The following is a 15,985-nucleotide window of genomic DNA, read 5'->3' on the forward strand; positions in this document are numbered from 1 at the left end:
GGGCCGCCCTCCGGGGCGGACGACGGGAGCCCGGGACAGGCCCCAGCGGCGTCGCTCACCGGCCCCCGGCGGGGGCCGGCGGGCGGCGCCTGTCCGTCGTGGCCAGGGTTGTGAGGAAGTGAGAACGATGGCTGTGCATTCGGAGCGGGTGCAGACGCAGTCCCCGGATCCAGGGGCGGCCGTTGCGGCCGGTATCGAGAGGGGCGCCGTGGGCGGCGGCTCCGAGGGCGCCGTGCCGCACGGCGCCAGACCCGCGGGCGGTCCCGGCCTGGGCTCCCGCCTCGCCCCGTACCTGCTGCTGCTGCCGGCCACCGTGGCGACCCTCGCCCTGCTGGGCTGGCCGCTGCTCAAGACGGTGCTGCTGTCGTTCCAGAACCTCAACCGGCGCCAGCTGGTCATGCACATCACCGAGTGGAACGGCTTCGACAACTACAAGGAGCAGCTGACCGACCCGGACTTCTGGGCGGTCACCGGGCGCACCGTCGCCTTCACCGCGATCAACGTGGTGATCATCATGGTCGGCGGCACCCTCGTCGGCCTGCTCCTGAACCACCTGGGCAAGAAGATGCGCCTGGTGCTGCAGATCGGGCTGCTGATGGCCTGGGCCATGCCGGTCGTCGCCGCGACCACGGTCTACACCTGGCTGTTCGACTCGCAGTGGGGCGTCGTCAACTGGCTGCTGGACCAGCTGGGCTGGCACTCGATGGCCGACTACAACTGGCTGAGCGACGAGTACACGACGTTCTTCGTCATCATCCTGCTGATCGTCTGGATGTCGATCCCGTTCGTGGCGTTCAACATGTACGCCGGCCTGACCACCATCCCCAAGGAGCTCTACGAGGCCGCCCGGATGGACGGCGCGGGCTCGCTCAAGATCTTCAGCTCGGTGATCTTCCCCAACCTGAAGCCGTTCTTCCTGGCCACGACCTTCCTCGAAGTCATCTGGGTGTTCAAGTCGTTCACCCAGGTCTACGCGGTCAACGCCGGCGGCCCCGAGAAGCTGACCCGGACCCTGCCGGTGCACGCCTTCCTGGAGGGCTCCTCCGGCCAGCACTACGGCGTCGGCTCCGCGATCGCCGTGCTCACCATCCTGATGCTGGGCGCACTGATGGCGTACTACTTCCGCATCATGATCAAGCAGGAGGACGAGCTGTGAGGCGCTCTCTCTTCGGACGTACCTGGCCGAACGTGATCGCGGTCGTCCTCTTCGTCTTCTTCGTCTTCCCGGTCTACTGGATGTTCGCGACGTCCTTCAAGCAGGACCAGGACATCATCAGCAAGACGCCGGTCTTCATCCCGCTGGACGGGACCTTCGACCACTTCGTCACCGCGGTCCACGCGCCGAACTTCTGGACGTACGTCACCAACAGCGTCACCGTCACCGTCGGCGCGGTGCTGCTCTCGCTGGTCATCGCGACCCTGGCGTCCTTCGCCATCGCCCGGATGAGGTTCCGCGGCCGCAAGGCCTTCGTCCTGGTCATCATGATGGCGCAGATGGCGCCGTGGGAGGTCATGACCATCGCGGTCTACATGATCTCCCGCGACAACGACCTGCTGAACAGCCTGGTCCCGCTGACGCTCTTCTACATGATGATGGTCCTGCCCTTCACCATCTGGACGCTGCGCAGCTTCATCGCCGCCGTGCCGAAGGAGCTGGAGGAGTCGGCCATGGTGGACGGCTGCACCCGCACCCAGGCCTTCGTCCGGGTGATCTTCCCGCTGCTCGCCCCGGGCCTGATGTCGACCTCGCTGTTCGGCTTCATCACGGCGTGGAACGAGTTCCCGCTCGTCCTGATCCTCAACAAGGACGAGGGCAAGACCCTCCCGCTGTGGCTGTCGTCCTTCAAGACCGCCTTCGGCAACGACTGGGGCGCCACGATGGCCGCGTCCACGATGTTCGCCGTCCCCGTGCTGATCCTGTTCATCTTCCTGCAGCGCAAGGCGGTCGGCGGTCTGACCGACGGCGCCGTGAAGGGCTGAGTCACCGTGAGCATCCTCGTACCCACCGCCCCGGCCAGCGACCAGCTGCACCGCGACGCCCTGACCGTCCTGCAGCCCGGCTTCGTCGGCACCGAGCCGCCGCAGTGGCTGCTGCGCCACCTCGCGGCCGGGCTCGGCTCCGTCGCGCTGTTCGACCGCAACGTGGTCGACCTCGACCAGCTCGGGGCACTCACCCGGGCGCTGCGCGCCGAGAACCCCGACCTGCTGATCGCCATCGACGAGGAGAGCGGCGACGTCACCCGGCTGGAGGCGGGCTCCGGCTCGTCCTGGCCCGGCAACCTCGCCCTCGGCGCGATCGACGACCCGGCGCTGACCCGGGACGTCGCCCGCGAGCTGGGCCGGGCGCTGGCCGCGGCCGGCGTCAACTACAACTGGGCGCCCACCGCGGACGTCAACTCCAACCCGCGCAACCCGGTCATCGGGGTCCGCTCCTTCGGCGCCGACCCCGAGCTCTGCGCCCGGCACACCGCCGCCTGGGTCGAGGGCCTGCAGTCGGCCGGCGTGGCCGCCTGCTCCAAGCACTTCCCCGGCCACGGCGACACCGCGGTCGACTCGCACCACGGCCTGCCGGTCATCGACGTCGACCTGGACGTGCTGCGGGCCCGCGACCTGGTCCCGTTCCAGGCGGCGATCGCGGCCGGCACCAAGGCCGTGATGACCGCCCACATCATGATCCCGGCGCTGGACCCGAAGCTGCCGGCCACCCTGAGCCCCACCGTGCTGCGCGACCTGCTGCGCGCCGCCCCGGCCGACGGCGGCCTCGGCTACCAGGGCCTGATCGTCAGCGACGCGATCGAGATGGGCGCCATCGCCGACACCTTCGGGATGGGCGAGGGCACCGTGCTGGCCCTGGCGGCCGGCGCGGACGCGATCTGCGTCGGTGGCGGCCTGGCCGACGAGGAGACCGTGCTGATGCTGCGCGACGCCATCGTCGCGGGCGTGCGGGCCGGCGGGCTCGACGAGGAGCGGCTGGCGGACGCCGCCGCGCGGGTCCGGGCGCTGGGCAGCTGGGGCCGGATCTCGGCCCAGGGCGAGCGCCCGGAGCCGGATCTCGCGGTGGGCCTGCGGGCCGCGCGCCGGGCCCTGAGGGTGGTCCGGGCGCCGGGCCGGGTGACACCCCCGGTGAGCGAGCGCCCGTACGTGGCCTCGTTCTCGGACGAGCCGAACATCGCCGTCGGCGACGTCACCCCGTGGGGCGTGGCCGGCATGCTGGCCGACCGGTTCCCCGGCACCCGCACCCGCGAGGTGTCGGCGGCGGAGGCGGCTCCGGAGCTGCTGGACGCCCTGGTCGGCGGGCTGGTGGCCGAGGCCGAGGGCCGGCGCCTGGTGCTGGTCGTCCGCGACGCGCACCGGTACGCGTGGATGTCCGCCGTGCTGAACCGCCTGGTGGCGGCCCGGCCGGACGCGGCTGTGGTCGAGATGGGGCTGCCCCAGTCCGAACCGGTCGGCGCGCTCCACATCGCCACCCACGGGGCCGCCCGGGTTTGCGGGCTGGCGGCCGTGGAGGTGCTCACCGGGCAGCCGGGAGCGATCGGCTGAACCGACCGGCCGAACCGACCGGCCGTCGTCACCGGCCGTGTCCGGAAGGCGTCGGCCGACGGGCCCGCCATGCGCACGTCGCATGGCGGGCCCGTCCGGTTTTCCCGCCTCTCCACCTGCGTCGACCTGCGGGTCCGTCACGTGACCGGGCTCCCTCAGGTGCGCCTTGGGTCCGGCTCCGGTCCCACTGACGGTGACGGCGCGGCGACTGATCGCCACGCGGTACAACGGCTCTGCAACGGCCTTGCGAGCAGGGCCTTTCGGCCGTTGACACCCTCATTGGTCTAGGCCAGAGTCCAGTCATCCGGTTCGAGCGTCGACCTCGCCGGATGCGGTATCGGCCCACCCCGAAGCTCTTCGCCGCCCCCTGTCCGGACTCTCCGCGGCGGGCGCCAATCACGCTGCCGGCGGGCATCACGGCTCTAGCACCCTCGGAGGACGGCGTGAAGACGCGTCAGCTCGTCCCGAAGCTCGCAATGACGGCACTGGCGGTGGCCCTGACGGCCTGCTCCTCGTCGGCCTCGCCCGCGGGCGGCGGCAAGAACGGCCCCGCCGACCCCAAGGCCGTCACCGGCACCGTCACCGTCTGGCTGATGGACGACGCCCAGAAGAACTGGCCGGACCTGGTCCAGCGGGTCAACGACGAGTTCGTCGCGAAGTACCCGAACGTCACCCTCAAACTCGCCTACCAGGGTTGGGCGGACAAGGTCGGCAGGCTCGACAAGGCGATCGCCGACGGCACCGCACCCGACGTGGTCGAACTGGGCAACACCGAGACCATGAAGTACGTGCTGTCCGGCGCGCTGGCCCCGGTGGACCGCACCACCTTCGACAACGCCGACACCTGGATCAAGGCGCTCGCCAACACCTGCACGTACCAGGACAAGCTCTGGTGCGTGCCCTACTACGCGGGCGCCCGGGTCGCCGTCTACAACTCCTCGACCTTCCAACAGGCCACCGGCAGCGCCGAGTTCCCCAAGACCGAGAGCGAGCTGCTGACCGCCCTGGACCGGATCGCGGACAGGAACAAGGCGGACCGGACCTTCTCGCCGCTCTACCTGCCCGGCCCGTACTGGTACGCCGCGATGAGCTACGTGGCCGCGGCCGGCGGCAGCATCGCCAAGTTCGACAGCGCCGGGAACTGGCACGGCACCCTGCACGACGCCAGGTCCCAGGAGGGCATCGGCCACTTCACCGACCTGGTGCGCAAGTACAACAAGGGCGACCTGGCGGTCAACGAGCAGAACCAGTTCGAGTCGATGGCCCGCGGCCACGCGGCGTCCTTCTACGGCAACGGCTACGAGGCGGCGAGCGTCACCGCGCCGGTCACCGGCGATCCGAGCCTCAAGGACGCCGTCAAGGTGGCCACCATGCCCGGCCCGGACGGCAAGCCGCTGCCGACCTTCATCGGCGGCTCCGACCTCGCCGTCACCGCCAAGTCCGCGTCGGTGGCGGCGGCGACCGACTGGGTCCGGATGTTCACCGGCTCCAAGTCCGAACAGGCGCTGGCGGACAAGGACATCCTGCCGAACAACCTGACCCAGCTGAACCCGCTGAAGAGCAAGCCCTCCACCGCCGCGGCGGCCAACGCCGTCCCGGACGCCTGGTTCACCCCGCTGGCCCCCGGCTGGGGCGCGGTCGAGAAGCAGAAGGTCATCCCCGACATGCTGACCGCGATCCTCAAGGGCAAGTCGGTCGACCAGGCCACCAAGGAGGCCGACGCCGCGATCGACCAGCTGATCAACAAGCCGTCCTGAGGCGGCCCCGGGCCCCGGGGCCGACCCGGTCCCGACCCCGGCCCGACCCGGCCCGCCGCCGTGCGCCCCGCTCGCCTCCGGGCGGGGCGCACGCAGGTGCCCCGCTGCGGGCGCGCCCGTACGATTGCCGCACGAAGAACCGCAGCGAGTGTGCGGACTCGCCGCCGTAGAGGTCCCCGTCGGGCAGCCGCCCGGGCGGGGTCGAACCATCTCATCGGAGGCAGACCCAGATGTCCGACCCGCAGACGGTTTCCGTGCCCGGCCGGATCATGGCGGCGGAGATGGCCGAGCAGCCGGCCGTCCTCCAGCGCATCCTCGACGAGGGTGCCCCGAAGATCCGCGAGGTCGCGGCCGGGATCGCCGCCCGCAACCCGCGCTTCGTCCTGCTCACCGCCCGCGGCACGTCCGACAACGCGGCGCTGTACGCCAAGTACCTCGTCGAGATCCTGCTCGGCAAGCCCGCCGGCCTGACCTCGATGTCCACCACCACCGCGTACGGCGCCAAGCCGGACCTCACCGACGTCCTGGTCGTCACCGTCAGCCAGTCCGGCGGCTCGCCCGACCTGGTGGCCTCCACCAAGGCCGCCCGCGAGGCCGGGGCGATCACCCTCGCGGTCACCAACAACGCCGCCTCGCCGCTGGCCGAGGTCTCCGAGTTCCACATCGACGTGCTGGCCGGCCCGGAGAAGGCGCTGCCCGCCACCAAGACCTACACCGCCGAGCTGCTGGCGCTCTACCTGCTGGTCGAGGGCCTGCGCGGCGGCGACGGCGCGGCCGCCGAGGGGCTGCCGGACCTGGCCGCCGGCGTGCTGGGCCGCAAGCCCGAGGTGAAGGCGCTGGCCGAGCGGTACCGCTTCGCCCAGCGCCTGGTCATCACCTCGCGGGGCTACGGCTACCCGACCGCCCGCGAGGCGGCGCTGAAGCTGATGGAGACCACGTACATCCCGGCCTCCCCGTTCTCCGGCGCGGACCTGCTGCACGGCCCGCTGGCCATGGTGGACAACGTCTCGCCGGTGATCGCGATCGTCCCCGACGGCAAGGGCGGCGAGGCGCTGCAGCCGGTGCTGGACCGCCTGCGCGGCCGCGGCGCGGACCTGGTGGTGATCGGCCAGCAGGCGCAGGTGGACGCCGCCTCGGCGGGCTTCGCACTCCCGGCGGGCGTGCCCGAGGAGGTGCAGCCGATCCTGGAGATCCTGCCGCTGCAGCTGCTGGCGTACGAGGTCACCATCGCCCGCGGTCAGGACCCGGACGCGCCGCGCGCCCTGGCCAAGGTCACCGAGACCCGCTGACCCCGGGCCCGGCACGCCGACCGGCCCCGTCCACAGCCTGTGGACGGGGCCGGTCGGCGGAGCGGCGGGACATGGCAGGGGGACGCGTTCCGGGTGGGGACGTGGTCCGGGTCGCGGCCGGCGGCCGGGAAGCACTACGGGCCACGGCGCCGACACGGGACCCTCAACCCGTGCGGCACCGCAGCCCGGAGCTGTCGTCGGGCGCCGGGATCGATCGAGGACTGTGCGGGGTCCTCGTTCGGCGGCGTCCGACCGAGGAAGGGCCGCGCGCGGTCAGGGCAGTTGCGCGGGGGCCTCTCCTTGGTGCTCTTTCATTGTGGACTAGACCAATCTGGGTTGTCCAGGCCGCTTCGCACATTGGTCTGGACAACTCCGGTCGGTTGCCGGGCCGTCACGCCCGCGCCCCGCCCGCGCCCCGCCCGAGCCCCGCCCGAGCCCCGGGACCGCGCCCCGCCCGGTCCCGGTCCGTCCGCCCGCCGGTCCGCCGCGCCCCGCCCGGACCGGCGGCGCTACCCTCGCCATGTGCCCTCGCTGAACGAACTCGTCCGCCGCCACACCACCCTCACCGGGGCGGACGTGGAATGGCTCCACATGCTGGTCTCGGAGTGGCAGCTGCTCTCCGACCTCTCCTTCGCCGACCTGGTGCTGTGGATCCCCACCTGGGACGGCATCCGGTACGTCTCGGTGGCGCAGATGCGGCCCAACACCGGGCCCACCTCCTACCAGGACGACATGGTCGGCCACCTCGTCCCGCGCGGCCGCCGCCCGCTGCTGGACGCCGCCTTCGACGAGGGCCGGATCGTGCGCGAGGGCGACCCGGAGTGGCGCGAGGAGGTCCCGGTCCGGGTCGAGTCGATCCCGGTCCGGCGCGAGGGCAAGGTGCTCGGGGTGATCGCCCGCAACACCAACCTGCTGACCGTCCGCACCCCCAGCCGGCTCGAACTCACGTACCTGCAGAGCGCCTCCGACCTGGCCCAGATGATCGCGGCCGGCAGCTTCCCCTTCCCCGGGCACGAGCAGATCGACATGGACGCGGCCCCCCGGGTCGGCGACGGCCTGATCCGCCTGGACGCGGACGGCATCGTCACCTACGCCAGCCCCAACGCCCTCTCCGCCTACCACCGCCTCGGCTTCACCTCCGACCTGGTCGGCAGCCACCTCGGCCGGGCCACCGCCGACCTCGCCCCGCCGGCCCGGGCGGCCGTCCACGAGGCGCTGGTGAAGCTGGCCAGTGGCTGGGCGCCCCGGCAGACCGAGGTGGAGGCCCAGGGGGGAGTGGTGACCCTGCGGGCGATCCCGCTCAAGCCCAAGGGCGTCCTGACCGGTTCGCTGGTGCTCTGCCGGGACGTCACCGAGCTGCGCCGCCGCGACCGCGAACTGATGACCAAGGACGCCACCATCCGGGAGATCCACCACCGGGTGAAGAACAACCTGCAGACCGTCGCGGCGCTGCTGCGGCTGCAGTCCCGCCGGATGGAGTCGGAGTCCGGGCGGGCCGCGCTGGACGAGGCGGTGCGCCGGGTCGGCTCGATCGCGATCGTGCACGAGACGCTCTCCCAGGGGCTGGACGAGCGGGTGGCCTTCGACGAGATCGCCGACCGGGTGCTGGCGATGGCAATGGAGCTGTCCCAGGACGGCCGGGTGGCGACCCGCCGCACCGGCAGCTTCGGCATCCTGTCCGCCGAGGTGGCCACCCCGCTGTCGATGGTGCTGACCGAACTGCTGCAGAACGCCCTGGAGCACGCCTTCGGCCCGACCGCCTCCGGGAACCTGGAGGTCAGCGCGCTGCGCGGGCGGGCCCCGGCGACCGGGATGGGCTGGTCGGACAGCTGGAACGGCGGCGCCCGGCCCGAGGAGTACCTGCTGATCACGGTGCAGGACGACGGCCGCGGCATGCCGGAGGACTTCGACCCGCAGACGGCGGGGAACCTCGGCCTCCAGATCGTCCGGACGCTGGCCACCGGTGAGCTGGGCGGCACCTTCGACATGGTGGCCGGCCCGAACGGCGGTACGAAGGTGATCCTGGAGATCCCGGTCCGCTGAAGTCCCGCTGAGGCCCCGCCGGAGTCCCGCTGAGGTTCGGTAGTGCGGAAGCCTGGCGGGGGCGCGCGCCCGGCAAGCACGCCGGGTGCGTGCTCCGTACGCCCCGGCTGGCGCACCGGGCCGGGCGCGGAGGCCGCACGAACCGCGAAACCACGCCGACCGCGGAGACTGCGGAGAGCGCGGAACCGTGCGGGCCGCAGAAACAGAAACGAGGCCCTGTCGACCGGGGGGGGGTGGGTCGACAGGGCCTCTCAACCCGTTCCGGCCGTCGGGGGGAGTCGGCCGGAACGGGGGCTCTGGGTAGTGCGACACCTCGCCGGTGCGTTGCACACGGTGAGCGCCGTAGCTCCACGATATTGCTCTAAGTGAACAGTATCAAGTGCCTGGGCGGGTTCGGTGTCGCGGGACCTGCCTGGGCAAGGTCCGTTGTGCGGAAGGCTTCACCAGGAGGTGCAGGGAAGCCTTTGATCATGTGTTGATCGGTCTTGCGGTCACTGCTGGTGCTACGCCGTGTGATCGTCGGATCAGGCGGTGCGGGCGCGGTTGCGGGCGGCGCGGCGCTTCATCGCGCGACGCTCGTCCTCGCTCATGCCGCCCCAGACGCCGGCGTCCTGACCGGTCTCCAGAGCCCACTGGAGGCACTGTTCCATGACCGGACAACGGCGGCACACGGCCTTGGCTTCCTCGATCTGCAGCAGAGCAGGACCGGTGTTCCCGATCGGGAAGAACAGCTCCGGGTCCTCTTCGCGGCAGACAGCGCGGTGGCGCCAGTCCATGGTCGTCCAACTCCTCCTGCCGACGGGGGTGGCCCGACGGCACAATCGATGGCTTGTGAATGTGAACGCTTTCACGAATCCCGCAACAGCAAAAGAGACCAAAGGCCTACCGGGCCCGGGTGGTCTGTGCTGGGGGGGATTCGGCGATTCGAGGGGCACCCCGCGGTCGGTGCTCCTGTTGTTCCGGAGTCGCCGTCGCTGCGATGTGTCCCGATCGCCATGTAGAGGTTCGCAAACCTCGGGCTCGGATACAACCCCCTTCGAGGAGGAATTTTTGATTCTTCGGTGTCGCCTAGCTCACAGCCGGTACTTCTATGGAGTGAAGGGGGCTTGTGCGTTCGAGAAGAAGGGCGAACCCCCCTTCCGGTCACACAATCACACGCAGTGCCCGCCGTACGCCTGTGAAACTGACGCGACTCCTGTCTCCAAGGTGGTCCCCGTCCACCTGGAACGGGGCCGGTTCCTCTGAAACCAAGGTGAAGTGCCTGACGTCGTGGTAGGAGACGACGTGTTTCCCGGAGGGGCCGGCGGGCGGAGCGCCATCGCTCGAAGGCGTGTGCGCCCGCAGGATCTGACGGATCGTTCGAGCGGTTCCGAACGCCGTCATCCGGGTGATGCCGAAGACGTCGAGATCCGTGTCGAAGGAGGCCAGCGGTGAGGGGTAGACCGGACGGTTGCCGAGGAACGTCCACGGCGAGGTGTTGCTGACTATCGACAGCACCAGCCCCGGAACGGCCCCGTGGCCCGGTAGTTCAAGGGAGACCGGGCCGGAGCGGCGCTGCTCACGCTGGGTGAGGTAGTGCCGGAGCGCCTCCCTCACGTACAGGGCGTGGGTGGACTTGCGCCCCGCCTTGCGCTGCTCCTCGACCCGGCCGACCACCCCGGCGTCGAAGCCGAGGCCGGCGGTGAAGGTGAACCAGCGGTCCGGCAGCCCCTCGGTCATCGCCTTGCCCAGCCCGATCGGTCGCTCCCGCTTGTGCTCCAGCGCGTCCAGCAGCGCCCCGGTGGCCTCCACGGGGTCGTTGGGCAGGCCCAGGGCGCGGGCGAACACGTTGGTCGAACCGCCCGGCACCACGGCCAGTCGCGGGACCTTGTCGCCCGGGCCGTGCGTCAGCAGCCCGTTCACCACCTCGTTGACGGTGCCGTCGCCGCCCAGGGCCACCACCAGGTCGACCGTGCCGTCCACCGCGGCCTCCCGGGCCAGGTCGCGCGCGTGCCCCCGGTACTGCGTCTCGGCCACCTCCAGCTTGAGGTCGCTGCGCAGCGCGTGGATCAGGACGTCCCTGGTCCGGCCACTGGTGGTGGTGGCCTTGTGGTTCACGACCAGGAGAGCGCGCATGGGGAAAGCCTACGGGGCGGTACGGACCAACCGGCGGCTACCCTGCTGGAGTGACCGCAGAAACCTCCGCACCCGTACCCGCGGCCGGCACCGGCCGCCCGGCGTCCCTGGCCCTGGGCGCCGCCATCACCGCCCTGGAGGGCGCCGCGCTCGCCGTCGTCGGCGTCTGGGACATGGTGGCCGCGCTGTCCGGCCAGTCCAAGCAGCTGGCGCTGAACGAGTTCGGCGGCCTGGTCATCGTGCTGCTCGGCGTGCTGCCGGTCCTGGCCGCCCGCGCGCTGCTGAAGGAGCGCCGCTGGGGCCGCAGCCCGGCGGTGCTGACCAACTCGATCTGCCTGCCGGTCGCGTACTACATGGTCGAGAACGGCGGCGCGATGATCGCCGCCGGCGTGCTGGTCGGCGTGCTCGGGCTGGTGGGCATCGGTGCCCTGCTGAGCCCGAAGTCGACGGCGGCCCTGTACGCCCCGTCCGAGGACTGAGCGCGCAGGACCGCCGGGGCGCCGGACGGCCGCCCAGCCCGAGCTGAGCGGCCGTCAGCGCTACTCCTCCACCAGCAGCTTCTCCCGCAGCTGGGCCAACGTCCGGGCGAGCAGCCGGGACACGTGCATCTGGGAGATCCCCACCTCGGCGGCGATCTGCGACTGGGTCATGTTGCGGAAGAACCGCAGCACCAGGATCTTCTGCTCCCGGGGCGGCAGTTGGGCCAGCAGCGGTTTGAGGGACTCGCGGTACTCGACGCCCTCCAGCGCCTCATCGGTGGCGCCCAGGGTGTCGGCGACGGCCGGCGACTCGTCGTCGCTGTCCGGCACGTCCAGGGACAGCGTGGAGTACGCGTTGGCGGACTCCAGGCCCTCCAGGACGTCCTCCTCGGAGATCCCCAGGTGCTCGGCCAGCTCGTGCACCGTGGGGGAGCGGCCGTGCCGCTGGGAGAGCTCGCTGGTCGCCGTGGTGAGCGACAGCCGCAGCTCCTGCAGTCGGCGCGGGACGCGCACCGCCCAGCCCTTGTCGCGGAAGTGCCGCTTGATCTCGCCGACGATGGTCGGCGTCGCGTAGGTGGAGAACTCGACCCCGCGCTCGTGGTCGAAGCGGTCCACCGACTTGATCAGGCCGATGGTGGCGACCTGGGTCAGGTCGTCCAGCGGCTCGCCGCGGTTGCGGAAGCGCCGGGCCAGGTGCTCGACCAGCGGGATGTGCATCCGCACCAGCTGGTTGCGCAGCTCGACCCGCTCCGGGGAGCCCTCGGGCAGCGCGGACAGCCGGACGAACAGCGCGCGGGCGGCCTCCCGGTCCGGGGCGCCGGTGCGGTGCGAGCTCTGGGCGGGCACGGCGCCGTGCGGCGGCTCCGCCACGCTCCCCGGCTCCGCCGGTTCCGCCGGAGCCACCTGCTCCACCGGATCCGGCGGGGGCGCGGCGGCAGGCGTCGGCTCGGACGTCGGCTCGGTCGGGTGGCTCATCCGGTGGGCGTCCTTCGGGTGCGCTTCGTCGTTGGCGGCGAGGCCGGGAACGCTCGCCTGGGTCGGTACGGCAGGTCCCGCCGTCGCGAGGCCGGTACGGTCCAGATCACTCACGGCCATTCCCCCGTTCCGTTCCGGGAGCACCGGGGCCGGTGGCCCCGGATTCGTCTCGTTGGTCGTACCGCGCGGGGCGGTACCGGGAGCCGTCCGCCGGGCCCCTGGTCGGGGGAGCGGCGGACGGCCCTTGCGCGGGTGCTGCTCGGTGCTGCTGGTGCTGTTCGGCTGCCGCGCGGTGCGGTTCGGCGCCCGACCGCTAGTGGGCGGCGGACCCGCCGCGCTTCTTGTGCAGGCTGATCGACACGGTCTTGTCCTCGGCGACCGAGGAGTCGACCTCGCCCGCGAGGGCGGAGAGCACGGTCCAGGCGAAGGTGTCCCGTTCGGGAGCCTTGCCGTCGGTCGTCGGGGCGGCGACGGTGACCTTCAACGAGTCGCCGACCAACCGGAACTCGCAGGACAGTACGGAGCCCGGCACCGCCTGCTGGAGCAGGATGGCGCAGGCCTCGTCGACCGCGATCCGCAGGTCCTCGATCTCGTCGAGGGTGAAATCCAGCCGGGCGGCCAACCCGGCCGTCGCTGTTCGCAGGACGGAGAGGTAGGCCCCCGCCGCGGGGAGCCGCACCTCCACGAAATCCTGAACACCGAGATCGCCGTCGATCTGGGACACCCTTGCCTCCTGGGTGGCGCGCTGTGCTTGCTTGGTACCCCGCTGGTTACCGCTCTTGCTTGCCCCTGCTGTACCCGTAATGCCGCCTCTCGAAAAAGGGGCCCGGTGTCGCGGGTCCGCCATCGCTCTGCTTTCCGCACCCCGGTTCGGGGTTACTCATGGTAAGGCATTGCGACGCAGGGTGGCAGACCCTTTTCCGGACTCCGACGGTCCGCTCAGCGGCGGCCGGCGGCGGCGAGCGCCTCACCGGTGAGCCGGTGGACGGTCCACTCGTCCATCGGCTCCGCACCGAGCGACTTGTAGAAGTCGATCGAGGGCTGGTTCCAGTCCAGGACCGACCACTCCACCCGGGAGTAGCCGCGTTCGACGGCGATCCGGGCGAGTTCCAGCAGCAGCGCCTTGCCGTGGCCGCCACCGCGCGCCTGCGGGCGGACGTACAGGTCCTCCAGGTAGATCCCGTGGGTGCCGCGCCAGGTCGAGAAGTTGAGGAACCAGACGGCGAAGCCCACCGGCTCGCCGGTGGTGTCGTCCTCGGCGATCAGGCCGAACAACGCCGGGGCGTCGCCGAACAGCGCCTCGTGCAGCTGCTCCTCGGTGGCCACCGCCTCGTGCGGGGCCTTCTCGTACTCCGCCAGTTCGCGGATCATGGTGTGGACGACGGGGACGTCGGTGGCGACGGCGGCGCGGATCATGTCTGCGAGCCTACTGCTCGGGCCCGGTCTCGTCCCAGGCCTGGACGGAGGTCTGGTCGACGATCCGCCCGTCCCGCAGGTCGGCCATCGAGGCCATCAGCACCCGGACGCCGTCCGGGTAGCGGCAGGACTCCAGGAACGCCACGTGGTCGTCCTGGACGACGACCTGCTCCAGCTTGTGGGTCATCTCCCGGCCGTAGACGTCGGCGAGCATGGCGCCGATCTCCTCCAGCCCGTGCATCACCAGGGGGTGGCTGGGCTGGGTCGTGCGGTCGACCACGCGCAGTTCCGCGTCCTGCGCGTAGAGCGCCAGCAGGGCCTCGGCGTCGCGGCGCTCGATGCCCTCGCGCAGCGCGCGGGTGTCGAAGGCGGCGGCGGGGGACGCCATGGTGGTCATGATCTCGCTCCTCCGGTCGGGGTCCGTCGGCTCGTACCTCGAGCCTACGCCCGGCGGTGGCGCCCGGAGTGGCCGCCGCCGGCGCGGGGTCGGGGCGGTCAGGGGGCCGGGACGGTGCGCAGGTAGTCGGCCAGGGCGCCGATCGCGGCGGGGTTGCGCGGGCTCTCCACCAGGTCGACGTAGTCCAGGACGAAGATCCGGTCGTTCCTGACCGCGGAGACGTCGGCCAGCGGCGGGAAGGACTTGAGGAACTTCCGCTTCTCGTCGGCGCCGGGCGTCCCGTAGTCGCTGATGACGATCACCTCGGGGTCGCGCCGCACCACGCTCTCCCAACCGGCGGTGACCCAGGAGTCGGCGAGGTCGCCCATGATGTTGGTCCCGCCGGCCTTGGCGATGATCTGGTGCGCGGCGGCGAACTTCCCGGCGGTGTACGGCTTGTCCTGCCCGCTGTCGTACAGGAAGACGGACGGGCGGCGCTCCGGCTGCGGGACGGCGGCGATCCGGGCCCTGGAGTCGGCGATCAGGCTGTCGGCGCGGTCCCTGACGTCGAAGATCGCGCCGAGGTTGGCGAGGTCGGTGTAGAGCGCGTCCAGCGGGTCCATCACGCCGCGTTCGCTGCCGGCGCCGCTGCGGCAGGACTCGCTCAGCACGTACGCGTCGACGCCGAGGGCCCTGAACGCCTGCGGGGTGACGCCGCTGCCCTCGTCGAAGCCGTAGTGCCAGCCGGCGAGGACCAGGTCGGCCCTGGCGTCAAGGGCGACCTCCTTGGTCAGTGCCTTCCTGGAGAGCCACGCGGTCTGCTGGTAGCCGTCCTTCCAGGGCACCCGGTCGACCCTGCCCTTGTCGTCCGGCATGACGTACCCGGCCATCCGGTCGGCGAGGCCGAGGGAGAGCATCAGCTCGGTGAGGTTGACGTCGTTGGTCACGGCCCGGGCGGGCTTGCGGTCGAAGGTCAGCTTCTCCCCGCAGTTCTCCACGGTGACCGGGTAGTGGGCGGAGCCGGTGGCGGAGTCCTTCGGGGCGATCTCGGCGCCGCAGGCGGTGAGCGCGAGGACGAGCGGGGCGGTGGCGGCAACGGCCTTGGTGCGCACGGGGGTTCCTCCGGTGGGTCAGGCGTCGGGAGAGCGGTCGGGGCGGTCGGAGCGGTCGGAGCGGTCGGGGCGGGCCGGGCGCTCCGCATGGGGGAGACGGTCGAACAGCAGTTGGAGGGTGCCGGTCTCCGGGTGCCGGACCGGGGTGGCGCGGACGCCGAACACCTCGGCCAGCAGGGCGGGCCGCAGCACTTCGCCGGGCGGGCCGGCGGCGACGATCCGGCCGGCCCGCAGCACGTAGAGCAGATCGCAGTGCCTCGCCGCCAGGTTGAGGTCGTGCAGTGCGGTGAGCACCGTCGGGCCGGCCTCGCGGGCCAGCGCCAGCAACTCCAACTGGTGTGCGATGTCGAGGTGGTTGGTGGGCTCGTCCAGCACCAGCAGGCGCGGTTCCTGGACGAGCGCGCGGGCGAAGAGCACGCGCTGCTTCTCGCCCCCGGACAGGCTCAGGAAGCCCCGCTCGGCGAGGTGCCCGGCCCGGACCCTGCGCAGGGCCTCGGCGCAGCGCTCCCGGTCCCCCTCGGTCGGGGCGCCGAGCCCGCGCCGGTGCGGCAGCCGGCCCATGGCGACCACCTCGGCCACCGTGAAGTCGAACTCGGCGGAGTGCTCCTGGGTCAGGGCGGCCACCCGCCGGGCCGTCTCGCGGGCGGTGAGCGCGTGCAGGTCGTCGCCGTCCAGCCGGACGGCCCCGCCGGCGGGCCGCAGCACCCGGTAGACGCAGCGCAGCAGGGTCGACTTGCCGCTGCCGTTCGGCCCGATCAGGCCGACCACCTGCCCGGCGGCGGCAGCCAGGCTGACCTCGTGGACCAGCCGGGTGCCGGCCAGTTCCACCGAGACGGCGTCTACGCCGAGGTCCTGGGCCCTCGTCAGGCGGGCAGCGCCGGTC

General features: G+C 71.8%; 15 protein-coding genes. 7 read left to right on the top strand and 8 right to left on the bottom strand.

Annotation, left to right across the window (positions count from 1 at the left end):
• Positions 1-127 precede the first annotated feature (127 nt).
• From IF30_RS0111085 to IF30_RS0111110, 6 genes are all read left to right on the top strand, one after another.
• Positions 128-1,156 (top strand): carbohydrate ABC transporter permease, encoded by a 1,029-nt coding sequence (locus tag IF30_RS0111085; protein ID WP_030235608.1) that lies wholly within the window; start codon positions 128-130, stop codon positions 1,154-1,156.
• The gene (locus IF30_RS0111090; protein WP_030235610.1) at positions 1,153-1,980 is read left to right on the top strand and encodes a carbohydrate ABC transporter permease; all 828 of its coding nucleotides are present in this window, start codon (positions 1,153-1,155) and stop codon (positions 1,978-1,980) included. Before IF30_RS0111085 ends, IF30_RS0111090 begins: the two co-directional genes overlap by 4 nt.
• A 6-nt stretch (positions 1,981-1,986) precedes the next feature.
• Positions 1,987-3,540 (top strand): glycoside hydrolase family 3 protein, encoded by a 1,554-nt coding sequence (locus IF30_RS0111095; protein WP_030235612.1) that lies wholly within the window; start codon positions 1,987-1,989, stop codon positions 3,538-3,540.
• Between the two features lie 476 nt (positions 3,541-4,016).
• Positions 4,017-5,297: an extracellular solute-binding protein gene (locus IF30_RS0111100; RefSeq protein WP_030235615.1), complete on the top strand. Its 1,281-nt coding sequence runs from the start codon at positions 4,017-4,019 to the stop codon at positions 5,295-5,297.
• 230 nt (positions 5,298-5,527) lie between these two features.
• Positions 5,528-6,586, top strand: a complete 1,059-nt coding sequence (locus IF30_RS0111105) for an SIS domain-containing protein (protein WP_030235618.1) — start codon at positions 5,528-5,530, stop codon at positions 6,584-6,586.
• 531 nt (positions 6,587-7,117) lie between these two features.
• Positions 7,118-8,629 carry a sensor histidine kinase gene (locus tag IF30_RS0111110; RefSeq protein ID WP_037899701.1) on the top strand — a complete coding sequence of 504 codons (1,512 nt, stop codon included), beginning with the start codon at positions 7,118-7,120 and terminating at the stop codon, positions 8,627-8,629.
• Positions 8,630-9,153: 524 nt separating this feature from the next.
• On the opposite strand, the gene IF30_RS0111115 is transcribed toward IF30_RS0111110, so the two are convergent.
• On the bottom strand, positions 9,154-9,405 hold the full coding sequence (locus IF30_RS0111115; protein WP_014138019.1) for a WhiB family transcriptional regulator: 252 nt from the start codon (positions 9,403-9,405) through the stop codon (positions 9,154-9,156).
• A gap of 367 nt (positions 9,406-9,772) precedes the next feature.
• Positions 9,773-10,744 carry a diacylglycerol/lipid kinase family protein gene (locus IF30_RS0111120; protein WP_030235628.1) on the bottom strand — a complete coding sequence of 324 codons (972 nt, stop codon included), beginning with the start codon at positions 10,742-10,744 and terminating at the stop codon, positions 9,773-9,775.
• A gap of 50 nt (positions 10,745-10,794) precedes the next feature.
• On the opposite strand from IF30_RS0111120, the gene IF30_RS0111125 reads away from it, so the two are divergent.
• Complete coding sequence (locus tag IF30_RS0111125; RefSeq protein WP_037899678.1) at positions 10,795-11,223, top strand: hypothetical protein; 429 nt, start codon at positions 10,795-10,797, stop codon at positions 11,221-11,223.
• A gap of 60 nt (positions 11,224-11,283) precedes the next feature.
• On the opposite strand, the gene IF30_RS0111130 is transcribed toward IF30_RS0111125, so the two are convergent.
• The 6 genes from IF30_RS0111130 to IF30_RS0111155 all read right to left on the bottom strand — a co-directional run bounded on the left by IF30_RS0111130 (position 11,284) and on the right by IF30_RS0111155 (position 15,969).
• A complete protein-coding gene (locus IF30_RS0111130; RefSeq protein ID WP_078891306.1) occupies positions 11,284-12,318 on the bottom strand; it encodes an RNA polymerase sigma factor SigF in 1,035 nt (344 codons plus the stop codon).
• A gap of 193 nt (positions 12,319-12,511) precedes the next feature.
• The gene (locus tag IF30_RS0111135) at positions 12,512-12,922 is read right to left on the bottom strand and encodes an anti-sigma regulatory factor (protein ID WP_030235635.1); all 411 of its coding nucleotides are present in this window, start codon (positions 12,920-12,922) and stop codon (positions 12,512-12,514) included.
• A gap of 215 nt (positions 12,923-13,137) precedes the next feature.
• Positions 13,138-13,614 (bottom strand): GNAT family N-acetyltransferase, encoded by a 477-nt coding sequence (locus IF30_RS0111140; RefSeq protein WP_030235636.1) that lies wholly within the window; start codon positions 13,612-13,614, stop codon positions 13,138-13,140.
• A 10-nt stretch (positions 13,615-13,624) separates the two neighbouring features.
• Positions 13,625-14,011, bottom strand: a complete 387-nt coding sequence (locus tag IF30_RS0111145) for a nuclear transport factor 2 family protein (protein ID WP_030235637.1) — start codon at positions 14,009-14,011, stop codon at positions 13,625-13,627.
• A gap of 98 nt (positions 14,012-14,109) precedes the next feature.
• A complete protein-coding gene (locus IF30_RS0111150; RefSeq protein WP_030235640.1) occupies positions 14,110-15,102 on the bottom strand; it encodes an ABC transporter substrate-binding protein in 993 nt (330 codons plus the stop codon).
• Positions 15,103-15,120: 18 nt separating this feature from the next.
• A complete protein-coding gene (locus tag IF30_RS0111155; RefSeq protein WP_051709937.1) occupies positions 15,121-15,969 on the bottom strand; it encodes an ABC transporter ATP-binding protein in 849 nt (282 codons plus the stop codon).
• Positions 15,970-15,985: the final 16 nt, after the last annotated feature.

Source organism: Streptomyces sp. NRRL S-350 (assembly GCF_000719705.1).
Lineage (GTDB): Bacteria > Actinomycetota > Actinomycetes > Streptomycetales > Streptomycetaceae > Kitasatospora.